The organism is Fusibacter sp. 3D3, from assembly GCF_001748365.1.
Classification (GTDB): domain Bacteria; phylum Bacillota; class Clostridia; order Peptostreptococcales; family Acidaminobacteraceae; genus Fusibacter_A.
Genome location: NZ_BDHH01000004.1, coordinates 1 through 15,868 on the forward strand (window position 1 = coordinate 1; position 15,868 = coordinate 15,868).

Below are 15,868 nucleotides of genomic sequence, written 5' to 3' on the forward strand. Positions count from 1 at the left end.
GGGCTATTGATCTCGTTGGAACTTCGCGTTTTAGTTGTATGACTTCAGATAGTAATTCATCAAAGTTTGATGGGAGGTTTTTTGATATGCGTTTTTCCAGGGTCTTGGGCTTCAAACCTGAAAATTCGCTGGTGCTGTAAGCCTTCTCATATCGATAAAGACTTCTGACGGACAACTGGTGTTTTTCAGCCAGTTCCTCTCGAAGTTGCTGCTTCTTTGCTGAATCAAGACTCTCATCCAGCAATGGTGATATGATTTGAAAGCGCCTTAATGCTTCTTGCTCTTGCCACTTTTTCTTTTCGTCATTCTTTTTCATTATAATGACCTCCTTTGAGGTCATCATAAACCATAGAGTTTATGACACAAAACCAAAGTCGGTGCAGAAGCAAACTACACAACGCCTAAAAAACCGCCTGAATTGTAGATGAATCTGAGAATGGTTTCAAGCCATTCTGGATTTGAACTTCGCAATTCATCGAGTAGTGACGTAGTGGATTTCAGAAGTTCCTCACTGAAACCCAGGACCTGAAAACCAATAGATCTCAAATACCCATTAATTCTATTGGTGTTAAAAGCCAACCAATGTTTCCATCTGTTGATTGTTATCTCGCATGGATAGTCTTCAGAATCGGCGTCAGTTGAAGTTACAATGCCGTCAACAGCCCCAGAAATGATTTCAGCCCCATAATGCTTGTATGGTACAAAGCAGTCAGGGAGCTCTCTGTGGAGACTTCCACAATGGGTACATTGAAGACGGCGTATCATGTAGTTTTTACGATTCTGGCCTTCAAGTTTCATATGTCTTAAAAGAGAATCTCTATACTTCAGTACATTATCGCAGATAGGACAAATGGTTGGATCATTACTCATAATATAAAAAAATCAAATTCCTCATTGAAAAAAGTTTCATAATCGGTTACAATTATCATGTTATTTGAGAGTCCTTGGATGCATGGTCTGTTGTAGGAGATGTGTTCAGGGACTTTTTCCTTTCATATACTAATGACAGTATACTAAGCAGAGCTATGACAATCAATAAGATTTGATAATTGCCAGATCAAGATGCCAATAACAATCTATATCCTAGGTTCCCTAAATGTATAACGATAAAACACGAATAAAATCCAGTAAAATAAATGCTTTAAGCCATTTTTGTCTTGATATTTACCTCGTTATATATTATAATGTATAACGAGGGTGGCGATTACGTTATGGGGATTATATATCAAACAAACAAGAAAACTGGCATAACATATGCCTATCAAAATGAATCGTATTGGGACAAGGAAAAACAACAGTCAAGAGCAAACAGAAAGCTTTTAGGCAAGGTAGATTCTGCATCTGGTACAATCATTCCTACTCGTGCCTACAAAAAGATGAGTCAATCAGTTGAATCGTCATCTGTTAAACCTGGGCCTGTTGCAATGACAAAGTATCAACGCTCTTTTTTTGGCGCTACTTATCTGTTTGACCAGATTGGAAAATCTCTCGGGATTACAACCGATCTCAAAAGTTGCTTTCCTAATGATTATAAAAAGATTCAATCCATTGCTTATTATCTTATACTAGAAGAAAATAACTCCATGAGTCGTTTTTCTCATTGGCAAAAACTCCACATACATCCATATGGTGAGGATATAGTTTCTCAGCGCAGCAGCGAATTATTTCAATCTATCAATGAAGAAAATAGAATGCGTTTTTTCGAGAAGCAAGGAAAACGACGTATTGAAAAGGAATACTGGGCTTTTGACACTACTTCAATATCTAGCTATTCTGAAACGCTCAGTCAAGTGAAGAAAGGACGAAACAAGGAACATGATCGATTGCCCCAAATCAATCTTGCGCTATTGTTTGGTGAAGAATCTGGCTTGCCATTTTACTACCGAAAGCTGGCTGGTAACATCACAGATGTTAAAACTATCAAGCAATTGATGAGCGAATTTGATGTCATGGGATACAAAAAAGTTCGCATCGTTTTAGATAGAGGTTTCTATAGCAAGAAAAATGTTGACTTGCTCTACAAAAACCATCAAAAATTTCTTGTTGGTGTTAAACTTGGACTGAATTATATAAAAAGCGTTCTTGAAGAAGAACGTGCAAATTTGAGGCTTTGGTCAAATCTTAAAACCCAATTTGGTACTTATGGCATATGTCGTCAAATCGACTGGGACTATGAACAAGAACGTCCTTATAAGGGAGATACCATTAAGGATACCCGTCGTGCTTATCTATTGCTTTTCTATAATCCAGAAAAGGCAGCAAAAGATCAGTCTGATATGAATGATTATCTCACTCGTCTCTATAACGATCTGAYAGATGGAACGCGCAAGGATTATTGCGGCAGKGATTATGACAAGTATTTCACCGTAACAGAAACGCCAAAACGAGGACGAAAGGTTGTTCCAAAAGAAGAAGCCATGAGAGAAGCCGCTAACAACTATGGTTACTTTGCATTACTCTCCAATGAAGTCAATGACCCGTTTGAAGCACTATCCATTTACCGAAGCAAAGATATCGTAGAGAAAGGGTTTGGCAACCTGAAAGAAAGACTAAATTTTAGAAGAATGCAGGTTTCATCCGAATTATCTTTAAATGGCAAGCTTTTTGTTGGATTTATAGCCCTTATTTATCTTTCCTATGTAAAAAAGAAAATGCAGGATGCAGGACTTTTTGATAAGTGGACACTTCAAGGCTTATTAGATGAACTCGATGTAATTGAACTGTTTGAGGCACCCACGCATGGTAGAGTCTTAGGTGAAGTTACTGAAAAACAGACGGAACTCTATCATGCATTAGGAGTTGAACCACCCTCGTTATAAATTTCGGGAATGTAGGTTAGAATGGCCATAAGGGGTTCATCCACTTGTATCACATTCTTTTTGAGTTCTCGTCGCGCACGTGTTAAAAAGTATGCCACGAGTATAGGCAGGTCTTCCTTTCGCTCTCTAAGCGGCGGAATTTCTAGAACCACTGTACTCATACGGTAGTAAAGGTCTTCCCTAAAATTTCTCATCGCCATTTCTGCCTTTAAAGATTTATTAGTAGCAGCGATCAGTCTAAAATCCACTTGTATCGTTTTATTGCTCCCAATGCGTTCGATTTCTTTACGCTCAATATTTCTAAGAATCTTAGTCTGCGCAGAAAGTGGAATATCTGCAACCTCATCTAAAAATAAAGTGCCTAAATGCGAAGCTTCAAATCGCCCAATCCTCGTCTGTGTAGAACCTGTAAAAGCACCTTTTTCATGTCCATAGAGTTCTGCCTCTAACATGCTATCTGAGAAAGAAAAACAGTTAACGGCCATAAACACTTCTTGTTTTCGGCTGCTATAATCATGAATATAACGGGCTATAATTTCTTTACCCACACCTGATTCCCCTAAGATCAACACATTTGCATCTGTCTGCGCTACTTTTTCTGCATATTTGATAACACTTTGAAATTTAGCATTTTTAGTTTCCAATACATAATCTTGAACAAAAGTATTGCTTTTAAGACGTGCATTTTCTTTAGAAAGATGCTTCAACTTCTTAATTTTTTCAAGTTCAAAGATGAGCTCTTGTGGATCATTGCTCTTAATAAAATATGAAAATGCCCCTTTTTTCATAGCATCCACTGCATTTTCAACACTTCCATACGCCGTTATGACTATGCTATAGACCTCAAGTTGCTCACTTTGGATATATTCAAGAATATCAAGTCCTGACAATCCGTTCATCATCATATCGGTTATAACCACGTCTAAATCTTGTGACTTAATCATTTGGATCGCTTCTTCGCCACAAGATGCCGTAAAGACATTATAAGCTTGCTTTATGAGTATCCTCTTTAGTATTTCAATAAAATCAGGTGCGTCATCTACTAACAAGATCTTTAAATTTGGATTCATGATGTCATCCTCTCTTTTCACCTACGAATTGGAATTTTAACATTAAAGCAGGTGCCTCCTGATGGATTATCTTCAAAGGTAATTTCGCCATCTAGTTTGTGTACTTCAGAGTAGGCAATATATAAGCCAAGACCCGTCCCTTGTCCTAAAGGTTTTGTTGTAAAAAAAGGTTCAAATATTTTAGATTTAATCACGTCTTCAAGGCCACTCCCTTCATCAATCACACGTAAGAAAAGTGCTTTCTCATCTTTGCAACCCATAATTTTAACTTCACCTTTAGTTTCCATAGCATCTATTGCATTTTGTATGAGATTAATGAGTATATGTTTTAAAGCTTCTTGATTTGAATTAATAAGCAAATCATGTTCACATTGAATGATTAACCGAACGTGTTTTTCAAATGCGCTTTTTGAAAAAAAACGAACCACCTCTTCAATAAGTTGATGTAGAACGATGACATCCGTTTGATCTGAAGATAGTCTGGAAAAATTTAAGAGATTGTCAATAATGCCACTTGCCCGTTTTACTGCATTGTTAATTGCTCTAATGGCATAAGTTGCATCAGGCGTATCCATTTGTGCTTCGGATTCTAAAATAAATGTCGAATTTCGAACGACTCCAAGTGGATTTCGAAGTTCATGTGCCACACCAGCAGCAAGTCTCCCTATGGCCATCATTTTATTGGAGTGACTCAATTTGTCCTCTTGAAACTTGGATTCTGTGACATCAGAGATCATAATCAAAAGACTTTCACCCGCACTATGTTGACTTTTTAGGGGATAACATTCAACTGAATAAAAATACGCTTTGAATTTCAAATCAAATTTAGCCTCTTTATTCATAGCAACAAATGATGCCATTGGATCAGCTTGCAAATTTTTATATTGAGATTCTATTGCACTTAAGAGAGGGTACTGATCTATCACAGTTTGCTTGATATGTGACTTGCTATACCCCACATAGTTTGAAAAAGCGGCATTGAGATTATAAATGATACGGTCTTCTCCTATGAGCACTAATAAATGAGCCATCCCATCAAATGTGATTTGAAGTTCATCACGCATTAACGATAACTCGCTTGTCTTTGAATCCACAAGTAGTTTCAGGCTTCTATTCCAGAGATAAATCACTGTAACCGTTGTTATAATCAGTATACCAAAGACAAATAAATTAAGTCTTAATTTTTTTTCAGTTCTGTTATCAAAAAAAGTCATTCTTGAGCCAAACCATTTGTCTTCAATTTGTGATAATATGCCTTTGCGTCTCAACTGGTATATAGCCTTATTCAAGATGGGAATAAGCGCCTTCTTTTCATTTGGAACGGCAATTACGCAAGCTTCACTATAGAGGGGTTCCTCAAAAATCTTATAATCTTCTCTGTTTATAAGTTCATTGTGATGATACCATATGACAGGTTCATCGCCAATCACAGCTGAAACTTGTCCTGAGTACAAGAGTTCTAAAGCCTCAAGCACATCATCTGTAAAAACATAATGGGGTTTGATATTTCTTTCTTTGAGACGCTCAATGGCATAATCACCCTTTTGAACCGCTACTTTCATTTGATCCAAATCCGCTATTGTTTTAAAAAACGCATCGCGCTTTGGAAGGATCACTACCCCTCTCAAATCATAGAGCGGATTTGAAAAACTGAATAACTTTGACCGCTCTTCTGATGGAATCATGTCACAAAGATCTGTCTGATTCTTCGAAAGCGCTAATAATGCCTCATTCCAAACCATCGGCTTAGAAACAATCGAAGTCCCAAGTTCAATAGAAAGTGCATTCATATAATCCACAACAAGTCCAATGTATTGCTTATTGTCCTCATAGTAGATTCCCAATGGCGGTTCGTTGATATTGCCACCGTAAATGAGGACATCTGTTTGATCTAGAAACGCTTTCTCCTCATTTGTAAACCCAGAATTCAGATTCAAAAATGTCCAAATATTAATGGTGTATTCAATTTTAAGATACTGATTTGTGTAAAAAAGTATCAAGGCAATACTGGCTAAGAATACTATTACGAGCTTTTTCTTTTTCATTCTACCCCCCATTTCGCCTCAAGTCTTTCGGCTCAAGTTTATTGTGATAAAAAAAGACCAGCAGCCCCAAGGTCTCCTGATCTTATTATATCTCATTATGCTTCGACTTCAACTGACTCCGAATTGGCTTTCTGCTCTTCATCGGTTAGCATCGCCACCGTGAGCCCTGTAAAACTTAATAAAATAACCACAATTGGAGTCACATAATTAAAAACTGCCCATTTTGCATAAAGCATCGTCGGTACGCCTAATACCCCATATAAAAAGGCCCCACATGTGTTCCATGGAATTAAAGCGGATGTCAATGTGCCAGCGGATTCTAATGCATTTGAAAGTGTTTTTGGATGTAAACCCCGATCTCTATAAGCTTGTGCATACATTCGACCTGGCACAACTATGGAAATATACTGTTCTGGCATAGTCATATTGCTTCCAATACAAGTTGCAATCGTTAAAGTAATCAGACCAGTGGCAGAATGTACAAGACCAAGCAACTTTGCAACGATGACTTCAAGTTGACCAGTTCTTTCCATGATGCCACCAAACATCATTGCAATCAGTGTCAATGAGATTGAATACATCATATTGGAAAGCCCACCAGCAGTCAACAAGCTGTCTATAGATTCTATACCCGTATGACTTACAAATCCCGAATAACCTGAATTCAATATATCTCCAAAGTTTGCGCCTTGAAAAATAGGCGCCAAAACTGCCCCTAAGATAATCCCAATAAATATGCCTGGAATTGCAGGTACTTTTCTTGAGATCAATACAATAACTGTAATCGGTGGCAACAACAAAATTGGCGATAAATTAAATGAAGTTTCCAGTGCTGTTTTCATAGTTTGAATTGCAGTCATGTCCACATTATTACCACCAAAATCAAGGCCGACAAATGCAAATACAGCAAGTGTAATAACATAGGCTATTAACGTGGGTTTTAGCATAAACTTGACATGTGTGAAGACATCGGTACCTGCCATTGCTGGCGCAAGATTAGTCGTATCCGAAAGGGGTGACATTTTATCCCCAAAATAGGCTCCTGAAATAACAGCGCCTGCTGCAATTGGTGCTGGAACACCGAGTCCACTTGCAATCCCCATAAGTGCAATCCCTATAGTCCCAGCTGTTCCCCAAGATGTACCTGTCGCCAAAGATGTAATCGAACAGATTAAAACAGTTGCTACTAAGAAAATTTTGGGAGATAATATTTTTAGCCCAAAATAGATCATAGTAGGCACAACACCCGATAGGAGCCATACGCCTATGAGCACACCGATAATCGCTAAAATAATAATCGCTTGGAGTGCTTGTCTAATCCCTTCATACATACTGTTTTCAATATCTTGCCATTTGTAGCCAATTTTCAGTGCAATCACCGCAGCAAAGGCTGTTCCAATGAGCATTGGAATGTGTGGATTCGCTCCAAAAAATGCAATTCCGATGCCCATAACAGCAATCAAAAACGCAAAAGATAAAATGGCTTCATAAATATACGGTTTTCTAACCTCCATAATACGCCTCCTAAATTCCCCTTTTTTATTTTGTAAACTTACAACGCTCTTATATCGCAAATTGAATGCCAATTCATACCCCGCATGATAAAGGGCCTATATGAACTGTTAACGTGTGTTCTGCCATTAAAGACCCGCATTTTTGTGAAATTTATTTCATAACTTTATGAATTTTTTTTCACAATTTGTGTTTTGATCTTCATTTGCAATAAAATCAGCGACCATTTTGAGGCGTTCTGTGGTATACTAATCGTATATTTTAGAAGAAGGAAGTGCCGTATGAGAATAGTTGCAGATAGCAGTTGTGATTTAAATGAGAATTTGAAAAGTAGTTTAGGGATTACTTTAGTGCCGCTTACCATTACTGTGGGACAAGAACATTTCAAGGATGATGCCAATTTAGATGTTTCTAAATTGATTAATGCGATTGAACATTGTAAAGAGGTGGCAAAATCATCATGTCCATCTCCGCAAGAATTTATAGAAGCGTTTAAAGACGCTGGTTCTGTTTTTGTGGTGACTTTAACCTCTGCACTAAGTGGTACTTATAACAGTGCTATGTTAGCTAAAGACCTTTATTTAAAAGAATACGGCGATAAATTCATACATGTATTTGATTCAAAGGGCTCATCTGTGAAAGAAACCCTCATCGCCATGGTGATCAAAGCGATGATTGATGAAAAGCTCACTGAAATGGAAATTGTGGAGCATGTAAATGCTTATTTAGAAAAGCAAAAATTTTTCTTCCAATTAGGTTCTCTTGACACTATGATTAAAAACGGACGCATCACAAAATTAAAGGGCATCATCGCAAATGCCCTAAATATTAAACCCATCTTGTATGCCAATGAACATGGCGAAGTAGAACTCTATGAAAACGTTCGAAGTGAAAAAAAATCAATCCGCAAACTGGTAGAAATTATTGGAGAACACTGTGATGACTTTTCTGATCGCATTTTAGGCATCTCACACTGCGAAGCTTTGGCAAAGGCTGAAACCCTAAAAGCTGAAGTAGAAGCCCGATATAACTTTAAAAAGATCATCATCGTGCCTACAGCAGGATTGAGTAGTGTCTATACGAGTAGAGGGGGTCTCACCATCGCTTTTTAAAAGGGACATTTGGATTGACACCTCTAGCGCTTCTCTTTCTCCTCGATAATCAATCTTCGATAGAACTGTATTTTAGGCCTATTTCTCGCCTTACTCGATCCAGTGTCTGAGTGAGTTCAAGTGTGAACTTATGCGTAACTCTACTGTTCTCAAGTTTATGCTGTAAGATGTCATTACAAACAGCTCTTGCCTCATATTGATAGCCAGCATAAAGGGACTCAGGTCTACGAAAATGTGTTTCTTGTCCCTCAGAAATGAGTAAAGCTTCTTGTGCCATCCAAAAAGAAGGCATTTTAATACTGCCCTTATCGCCATAAATGATTAGGGCATTTTTTAATTTAAGATGAATAGAAGTCTGAACCGAAACAAGCAAGCTGTTTAAGCCTGATCTCCATCTCTTCACTCATCTCTCGTTTAAGACTTGGTGCTTTTGACAAAATTTGATCAAAATGATCTCGTTTTAATGACAAGATCAAACTAGGGCTCTTAGCACGAATAGTCGCCGTTCTAGGCACTGACTTTAACAGTGCGATTTCTCCAAAGTAATCACCATCTTCAAGCACACTTACAGCCTTCTCAAGGCCACTTTCAAGCATAACCGAAACCACAACTTGTCCTCTGACGATCACATAAAAGCAATCGCCGTAGTCACCCGCTTTAATTATATTGTGATCCACATCATAAAATTCTGACTTGAAAAAGAGTTTGAGTTCATTTAACATGAACTCATCTAGCTTCCCAAAGAGTTTAATCTTAGAAAGTCTCTCCATTTCGATTTCAGCATGTGTAAACGCATCACTTATAATAAAGCCATGTTGTTTATCGTAGAGCTCTGCATATGGGCCACTTGCGTGCATCAATTCTTGATGAGAACCACTCTCTTTGACAAAGCCATCTTCTATAACGTAAATCAAATCATAATTTGTAATGTTTTCTAGTCTATGCGTGATTGCAACTAAGGTTTTGTGCTCAGCCAATTTTTCTAAAGTGCTATTGATGGCGAGCTCCGTTTTGGGATCTAATGCCGAAGTCGCCTCATCTAAAATTAAAAGTTCAGGATCCGAGATCAATGCCCTTGCAAGTGCAAGTCTTTGCCTCTGGCCACCAGATAACTTCCCACCCCGTTCACCCACTATCGTGTCATATTGATCTTCCAAAGTCATGATAAACGCATGAATTTCTGCAAGTTGTGATGCGTGAATCATATCCTCTAATGTCGCCTTTTCATTTGCCAGACTCAGATTGTCTTTAATCGACCGATTAAAGAGAAAGTTATCTTGAAGCACTATGCCTACTTTGTTTCGAATATTATGACGTGAAATCTGGGTTATATCTACCGAATCGATATATACTTTACCAGAATTCGCATCATAAAATCTCATAATCAAATTGAGAATAGAACTCTTTCCAGAACCGCTTGAACCCACAATTGCAACAGATTTACCTTTGGGAATCACAAGATTAAGTGCTTTCAAAGTCATCTGATTGGGCACATAGCCAAACGATACTTGGTCAAACTTAATCTCCTGTTCAAAATGCATTTCAGTATTTCCATCTGCTGACGTAGGCGCCTCATCTTCTATGCTCATAAATTTTTGAAGTCGTTTAATGGAAGCACTGGATTCCATAAACAAGGGGAATACCCAAGTTAAACTCGCCACAGCGCCAGAGAGCCCTATGAATAAACTGTTAAAGGAAACCAATGTCCCAGCAGAAATGACATCATTAAATGCCATAAATGCGCCAATGGCAATGATCAAAACATTAAACAACTCAATGATGAGATTTGGTGTAATTTCCATAAGGTCATTAAAAAAAAAGGCCCTGGTTCCAGTATCCTCTAAATGGCTACTCTTTCCCTCTAATTTATGCATAAACGTATCTTGAAGATTAAACGCTTTGATCACTTTTTGCGCACTGATACTTTCCTCGGCATCTGAAAGTAGATCCGCCTGTGTCGCCTTAACAATTTCGTTAAATTGAGCCGCTTTTCTACTAAAAAGATACGGACTTGTTAAGCAAAAAACTAACCCTATTAGCGATATTAAAGCAAGGCGCCACTCCAATATAAATATAATGATAAGATTGAGTACAATCCCTATGACTGCATAAGCTCCAGCGGGCACTGCCCTATATGTTAAAGCTTCAACACTTGCTAAATCTGTTGAGAAATGCGATAAAATATCGCCGAGCTTCGTATCCAAAAAAAACTGAACAGATCGATTTTGGAGATGTCCGTAGAGGGCGATACGAAGATTTTTAGTAATTCCAGTGGCCACTTTTGCATATAGAAATGATCTAATGATAAATCCTATTTTTGCGATTACAGTACTCAAAAGGAGTAACACAAGCACTAAAACCATGACCTCTTTTTGCTTGACTGAAATTGCATTATCGATTAAAAATTTAAAACTTAATGCGACAAAACTTTCCACCGCTAGGTCGAATAAAATCCCTAAAAAGTAGAGGGATGAATAGAGCTTATAAGGTTTATAAAAGTTTAGAATCAAGCCCATATAGCGTCTCAACGGCAATCACTCCAATTCATTAAATTGCATTTTGAATTTATAGTTTAAGGGTTCTCCTAAACTATATACCCACTACAATCTGATTTAATTGAATCAACTCCCAAATTTTTTCATTTATACTCGAATACTATTTGTAGATATAAGTTTCATTGTGGGTATATAGCGAACGCACCATAACTTATGATAGAATTAAGTATAATACGCTTTAGGAGGTTTCAATTGAAAACAACTGCTAAAATTTACAGATCTCAATCCACTAATCCATGGTTTAATCTCGCATTAGAAGAGGAACTTGTCAATCAGGTTTCTAAAGATGAAATTATCCTCTATTTATGGCAAAATCAAAATACAGTTGTCATTGGCAAACATCAAAATCCATGGAGAGAAGTACTCATAACGGATTTAGAAAAGGATCAGGGCAAATTAGCGCGTCGACTTTCAGGTGGTGGTGCTGTTTTTCATGATCTTGGTAATTTAAATTTCACTTTTATCATGCATAAATCTCGTGAAAACCTACAAAGGCAACTTAAAGTAATTCTAGAAGGTGTTAAATCTTTAGGGATAGATGCAGAATTTTCTGGACGAAATGACATTTTGGCTGAAGGCCGTAAATTTTCAGGAAATGCATTTTACTATGGTAAAGAAAATTACTATCACCACGGTACGATTCTTATTGATGTTGATATGACCAAATTGGGTCGATATCTCAATGTATCCCTGAAAAAACTCAAGGCTAAAGGGGTTGAATCCGTAAAATCTCGCGTCATCAATCTAAAGGATTTAAATCCAAAGCTCACAATTCCTATGACGATTGATGCCATCAGCGATGCCTTTGAAAGAGAATACGGCAAATGCGAAGAAATAACCATGGTCTCTGAAATTACAGCCTCTAAAAAAGCTTTAGAACGCTATCGTCACTACGCTTCATGGGATTGGCGATTTGGAAAAACACCTAAGTTCGATGTTACCTTTGACGAAAAATTCACATGGGGTGAGGTTGTTCTCAACTTTGCATTAAAAGATGCCCTTATAGAGGAAACTACTGTCTATTCGGATGCTATGTCTACACAGTTTATTGAGCAACTTCAGCCTCTCTTTAACGGTTTAAAGCTTGAAAATGAGCCTTTACAGACTGCACTTGAATCTCTAGAAGATTCAGATGCGTTGAAACCAATGATTCATGATTTAAAAGCTTGGTTGACCGATTTAAAATTATAGTGTATAAAAACGTTGACACTTTTTGCGAATAAAATGTAGCAAATCGGATACACTGAAGAATATATGACAATTTTCACTAGAAGAGTGTAGTCATTTATATACACTTACGTTATTTATTTATCAATCCACAAAATGTTTGGTTATTTTATTGCTTCTTATTAGAATAAAGTGCTCTTTATTGCATTGCAAATACTCTATTCTAGAATTAAAGTTAATTAATATTTTTTTTTGGCATCGTTATTGCTTGATGTAATAGTAAGCTTTATTGCAGTTGACGATTAACAGGTGGGTTTGTCAGAGGACTTTCTTCGTTAACTGCGATCACGACCTAGCATCAAGGAATGACATCACAATTGTAGTATCAAAACATGATTTTGGCATTCGACTCATTCATGAACTTACGACCTTAAATACAGAGAAAATGGCGATGTTCTTGTGCGGATTACCAAGTGTTTTGAAATACTGCAGACCAAATGTTTAGGAGGGATTTTATGTTTAAAAAATTGACACGTGGTTGTGTTAAACTGGTTCAAAATTATTTACCAGATCCATTTTTATTTGCAGTTATTTTAACTCTAGTTGTATTTGTTGTCGGTATGGGCGTCACTGCACAGGGGCCTATGGCTATGATTAACCACTGGGCAGGTGGCTTTTGGTCACTACTTCAATTTTCCATGCAAATGGCGCTTGTTTTAGTAACAGGACATACGCTTGCGAGTACACCCATTATTAAAAAAGCTTTAAATGCACTTGCAAAACCTTGCAAGACACCACTGCAAGCAATCGTTGCAGTTACCTTTGTCTCTACAATTGCTTGTTGGATTAACTGGGGGTTCGGCCTTGTGGTTGGTGCACTTTATGCACGTCAACTTGCTAAAGAAGTTAAGGGCGTTGATTATCGATTGCTCATTGCCTCTGCCTATTCCGGATTCATCGTTTGGCATGCTGGCATATCGGGTTCAATTCCATTACAGCTCGCTACCGCTGGCCCTGGCCTTGAAGTAGCCACTAAAGGTGCCGTCATTGATCCAATCAGTACTTCTTTAACCATTTTTTCACCCTTTAACTTAATTATCGTTGCCGTTATTTTAGTTACTTTACCTTTTGTCAACAGAGCCATGCATCCGTCACCAGAGGATGTTGTCGCGATTGACCCAAAACTACTTGAAGCGGATGACGTTCAACCAGAAGTCATCCAACACGGCGGGACTTTTGCAGATAAAATGGAAAATAGTATGATTTTATCCATGCTTATTGGTGCTATGGGGATCGTTTATATCGTTTACTATTTTGTTACCAATGGCTTTGAACTCAATCTCAACATTGTTAACTTCTTATTCTTATTCCTTGGAATAGTACTTCACAAAACGCCTCGAAAATTCTTGGATGCAATATCTGCTGCAGCTAAAGGGGCATCTGGAATTATCCTTCAATTTCCATTCTATGCGGGTATTATGGGCATGATGACTGGTGGAAATCTTGAAACTGGCGTATCGCTTGCTGGTGCAATTTCTCAAGGTTTCGTGACAATCTCTACACCGACAACTTACCCACTCTTTACATTTTTAAGTGCAGGTGTGGTTAACTTCTTTGTGCCTTCTGGTGGTGGTCAATGGGCTGTTCAAGCGCCAATTATGATGCCAGCAGGTGCTGAACTCGGCGTCAGTGCTGCTAAAACAGGTATGGCAATCGCATGGGGTGATGCGTGGACGAATATGATTCAACCTTTTTGGGCATTACCAGCACTTGGAATTGCCAATCTCGGCGCAAGAGATATCATGGGCTTCTGTATCGTTGACTTACTTTATGCGGGTGTCATTATCGCACTAGGACTGATGTTCTTATAAAACCAATAGACTCATGATTTATAGATATAAAAAAAGAGCGCTATCTTCGCGATAGCGCTCTTTTTTTATCTATAAATGCACCTATAGTATAGGCTCATAGGATCAAATATGATATAGTTAAACTAATAACGAACTACTATGCATAGGTAACAAAGGTGGTACTATGATAAAGTCATACGAACAATTACAGTGGGAAATGGATATTATTGATGAATTTATAGAAAAGGCTTATGAAGGGCTCATCATCGTTGATCAAGAAGGCAAGATTATCAAATTTAAATATGAAAGACTTCTAGATGTCAAGGAAGAAGAGGTCATCGGCAAGCATGTGACCGAAGTCGTTGAAAACACGCGTCTTCACATTGTATTAAAGACAGGTCAGCCTGAAATCGGTGATATTCAAACGATAAAAGGGCACAATGTAGTCACCTCTAGAATTCCGATTATACGCAATGGCATAATCGTCGGTGCCGTGGGGACTATTCTTTTCAAAGATATTTTGGAAGTTCAGCACATGGCAGAGCATATTGACCAAATGAAGCGATACGTCAAAAAATACAAACAAGATTTAAAAAGGCTTAACGTCGCCAAATATACTTTTGATCAAATTCAAACGAAAGATCGAAAAATGCAAGCGACAATTGACCTTGCCAAAAGAACTGCGCTTACAAATTCGTCCATTTTTATAGAAGGTCAAAGTGGCACTGGGAAAGAGTATTTTGCCCATGCGATTCATGAAGCAAGTTACCGAAAATATGGCCCTTTTGTAAAAATTAACTGTGCAAGTATTCCTGAAAGTTTAATCGAATCCGAATTATTTGGCTATGAACCTGGCGCATTCACAGGTGCATCCCATCACGGTAAAATCGGTAAGTTTGAACTTGCCAACGGTGGCACCCTATTCCTAGATGAACTCAACTCCATGCCGTTTGAAATGCAAGGCAAATTGCTCAGGATTGTTGAAGAACGCGAACTTGAACGCATTGGAGGCAATCAAAGGATTCCACTGGATATACGGTTTATCACGGCTTGTAATGAAGATTTGCTAAAACTCGTTAAAGAAGGTAAATTTAGAAGTGATCTCTTTTACCGTTTAAACGTTGTTCATCTGAGATTACCGTCTTTAAAAGAGCGCAAAAGAGATATCAATATGTTTGCAAACCAAATATTGACGACCTTCTCTTCAGAATACCCCAAGTGTCCAAAATTTTTTTCAAAAGAAGCCATGCATAGCCTTGAGAGCTATCATTGGCCTGGCAATATCAGAGAGCTCAGAAACATCATAGAATCTGCCATAAATCAAGCCAGTGGCAATACCGTTACAGTTGCACATTTACCTGAATTTATAAAATTGGATACCCCAAATGTGCTCCCCGTGGAAACCCCTGAAGCAGGCAACTTAAAATCCATTATGGAACAAATTGAGATCAAAATTATTTTGGACACGATCAGACAAGCCAATGGCAATAGAAGCGAAGCCGCTAAACGTTTGGGCATCCATAGAACAGCGCTCTATAAAAAACTCAATAAATATGAGACTTAAGACTTTTAAAAAACATTGCTGGGATCGTCCGTTATCATGGATAATAGGCAGTGTTTTTTATTTTTTTTTACGAGCACATAAAAAATTAAAAAAACTTAATAACTTTCTTTCTTCGATTTAACATTTTATGCTATGATAAACCTGCTGTCTGTGAAATTCATAACGGGCGCAGCG

The 15,868-nt window shown here is 37.8% G+C and carries 11 protein-coding genes and 1 pseudogene; 5 read left to right on the top strand and 7 right to left on the bottom strand.

Annotated elements, in window-relative coordinates; all coding sequences use genetic code 11:
• Positions 1-316, bottom strand: a pseudogene (locus F3D3_RS05805) (helix-turn-helix domain-containing protein); the annotation flags it as partial.
• Positions 317-390: 74 nt separating this feature from the next.
• Positions 391-870 carry a DUF6431 domain-containing protein gene (locus F3D3_RS24035; protein WP_084388849.1) on the bottom strand — a complete coding sequence of 160 codons (480 nt, stop codon included), beginning with the start codon at positions 868-870 and terminating at the stop codon, positions 391-393.
• A gap of 341 nt (positions 871-1,211) precedes the next feature.
• Here F3D3_RS24035 and F3D3_RS05815 point away from each other — a divergent pair, with 341 nt between their 5' ends.
• The gene (locus F3D3_RS05815; RefSeq protein ID WP_069872079.1) at positions 1,212-2,819 is read left to right on the top strand and encodes an IS1634 family transposase; all 1,608 of its coding nucleotides are present in this window, start codon (positions 1,212-1,214) and stop codon (positions 2,817-2,819) included.
• Here F3D3_RS05815 and F3D3_RS05820 read toward each other — a convergent pair.
• From F3D3_RS05820 to nhaC, 3 genes are all read right to left on the bottom strand, one after another.
• Positions 2,786-3,889: a sigma-54 dependent transcriptional regulator gene (locus F3D3_RS05820; protein WP_139132035.1), complete on the bottom strand. Its 1,104-nt coding sequence runs from the start codon at positions 3,887-3,889 to the stop codon at positions 2,786-2,788. The genes F3D3_RS05815 and F3D3_RS05820 overlap by 34 nt on opposite strands.
• Positions 3,890-3,906: 17 nt before the next feature.
• A complete protein-coding gene (locus tag F3D3_RS05825; RefSeq protein ID WP_069872083.1) occupies positions 3,907-5,934 on the bottom strand; it encodes a transporter substrate-binding domain-containing protein in 2,028 nt (675 codons plus the stop codon).
• A gap of 95 nt (positions 5,935-6,029) precedes the next feature.
• The gene (nhaC, locus tag F3D3_RS05830) at positions 6,030-7,448 is read right to left on the bottom strand and encodes a Na+/H+ antiporter NhaC (RefSeq protein WP_069872085.1); all 1,419 of its coding nucleotides are present in this window, start codon (positions 7,446-7,448) and stop codon (positions 6,030-6,032) included.
• Positions 7,449-7,727: 279 nt separating this feature from the next.
• Between nhaC and F3D3_RS05835 the strand changes: the two genes are divergently transcribed.
• Positions 7,728-8,558, top strand: a complete 831-nt coding sequence (locus F3D3_RS05835) for a DegV family protein (RefSeq protein ID WP_069872086.1) — start codon at positions 7,728-7,730, stop codon at positions 8,556-8,558.
• Positions 8,559-8,607: 49 nt separating this feature from the next.
• Here F3D3_RS05835 and F3D3_RS05840 read toward each other — a convergent pair whose 3' ends face one another.
• The gene (locus F3D3_RS05840) at positions 8,608-8,961 is read right to left on the bottom strand and encodes a hypothetical protein (RefSeq protein WP_139132036.1); all 354 of its coding nucleotides are present in this window, start codon (positions 8,959-8,961) and stop codon (positions 8,608-8,610) included.
• Positions 8,897-11,086, bottom strand: a complete 2,190-nt coding sequence (locus F3D3_RS05845; RefSeq protein WP_139132037.1) for an ABC transporter transmembrane domain-containing protein — start codon at positions 11,084-11,086, stop codon at positions 8,897-8,899. Before F3D3_RS05845 ends, F3D3_RS05840 begins: the two co-directional genes overlap by 65 nt.
• A gap of 219 nt (positions 11,087-11,305) precedes the next feature.
• On the opposite strand from F3D3_RS05845, the gene F3D3_RS05850 reads away from it, so the two are divergent.
• From F3D3_RS05850 to F3D3_RS05860, 3 genes are all read left to right on the top strand, one after another.
• Complete coding sequence (locus F3D3_RS05850) at positions 11,306-12,304, top strand: lipoate--protein ligase (protein ID WP_242877090.1); 999 nt, start codon at positions 11,306-11,308, stop codon at positions 12,302-12,304.
• A 491-nt stretch (positions 12,305-12,795) separates the two neighbouring features.
• The gene (locus F3D3_RS05855; RefSeq protein WP_069872093.1) at positions 12,796-14,151 is read left to right on the top strand and encodes a short-chain fatty acid transporter; all 1,356 of its coding nucleotides are present in this window, start codon (positions 12,796-12,798) and stop codon (positions 14,149-14,151) included.
• A gap of 163 nt (positions 14,152-14,314) precedes the next feature.
• A complete protein-coding gene (locus F3D3_RS05860; RefSeq protein WP_069872095.1) occupies positions 14,315-15,694 on the top strand; it encodes a sigma-54-dependent Fis family transcriptional regulator in 1,380 nt (459 codons plus the stop codon).
• The last annotated feature ends 174 nt before the right edge of the window (positions 15,695-15,868 follow it).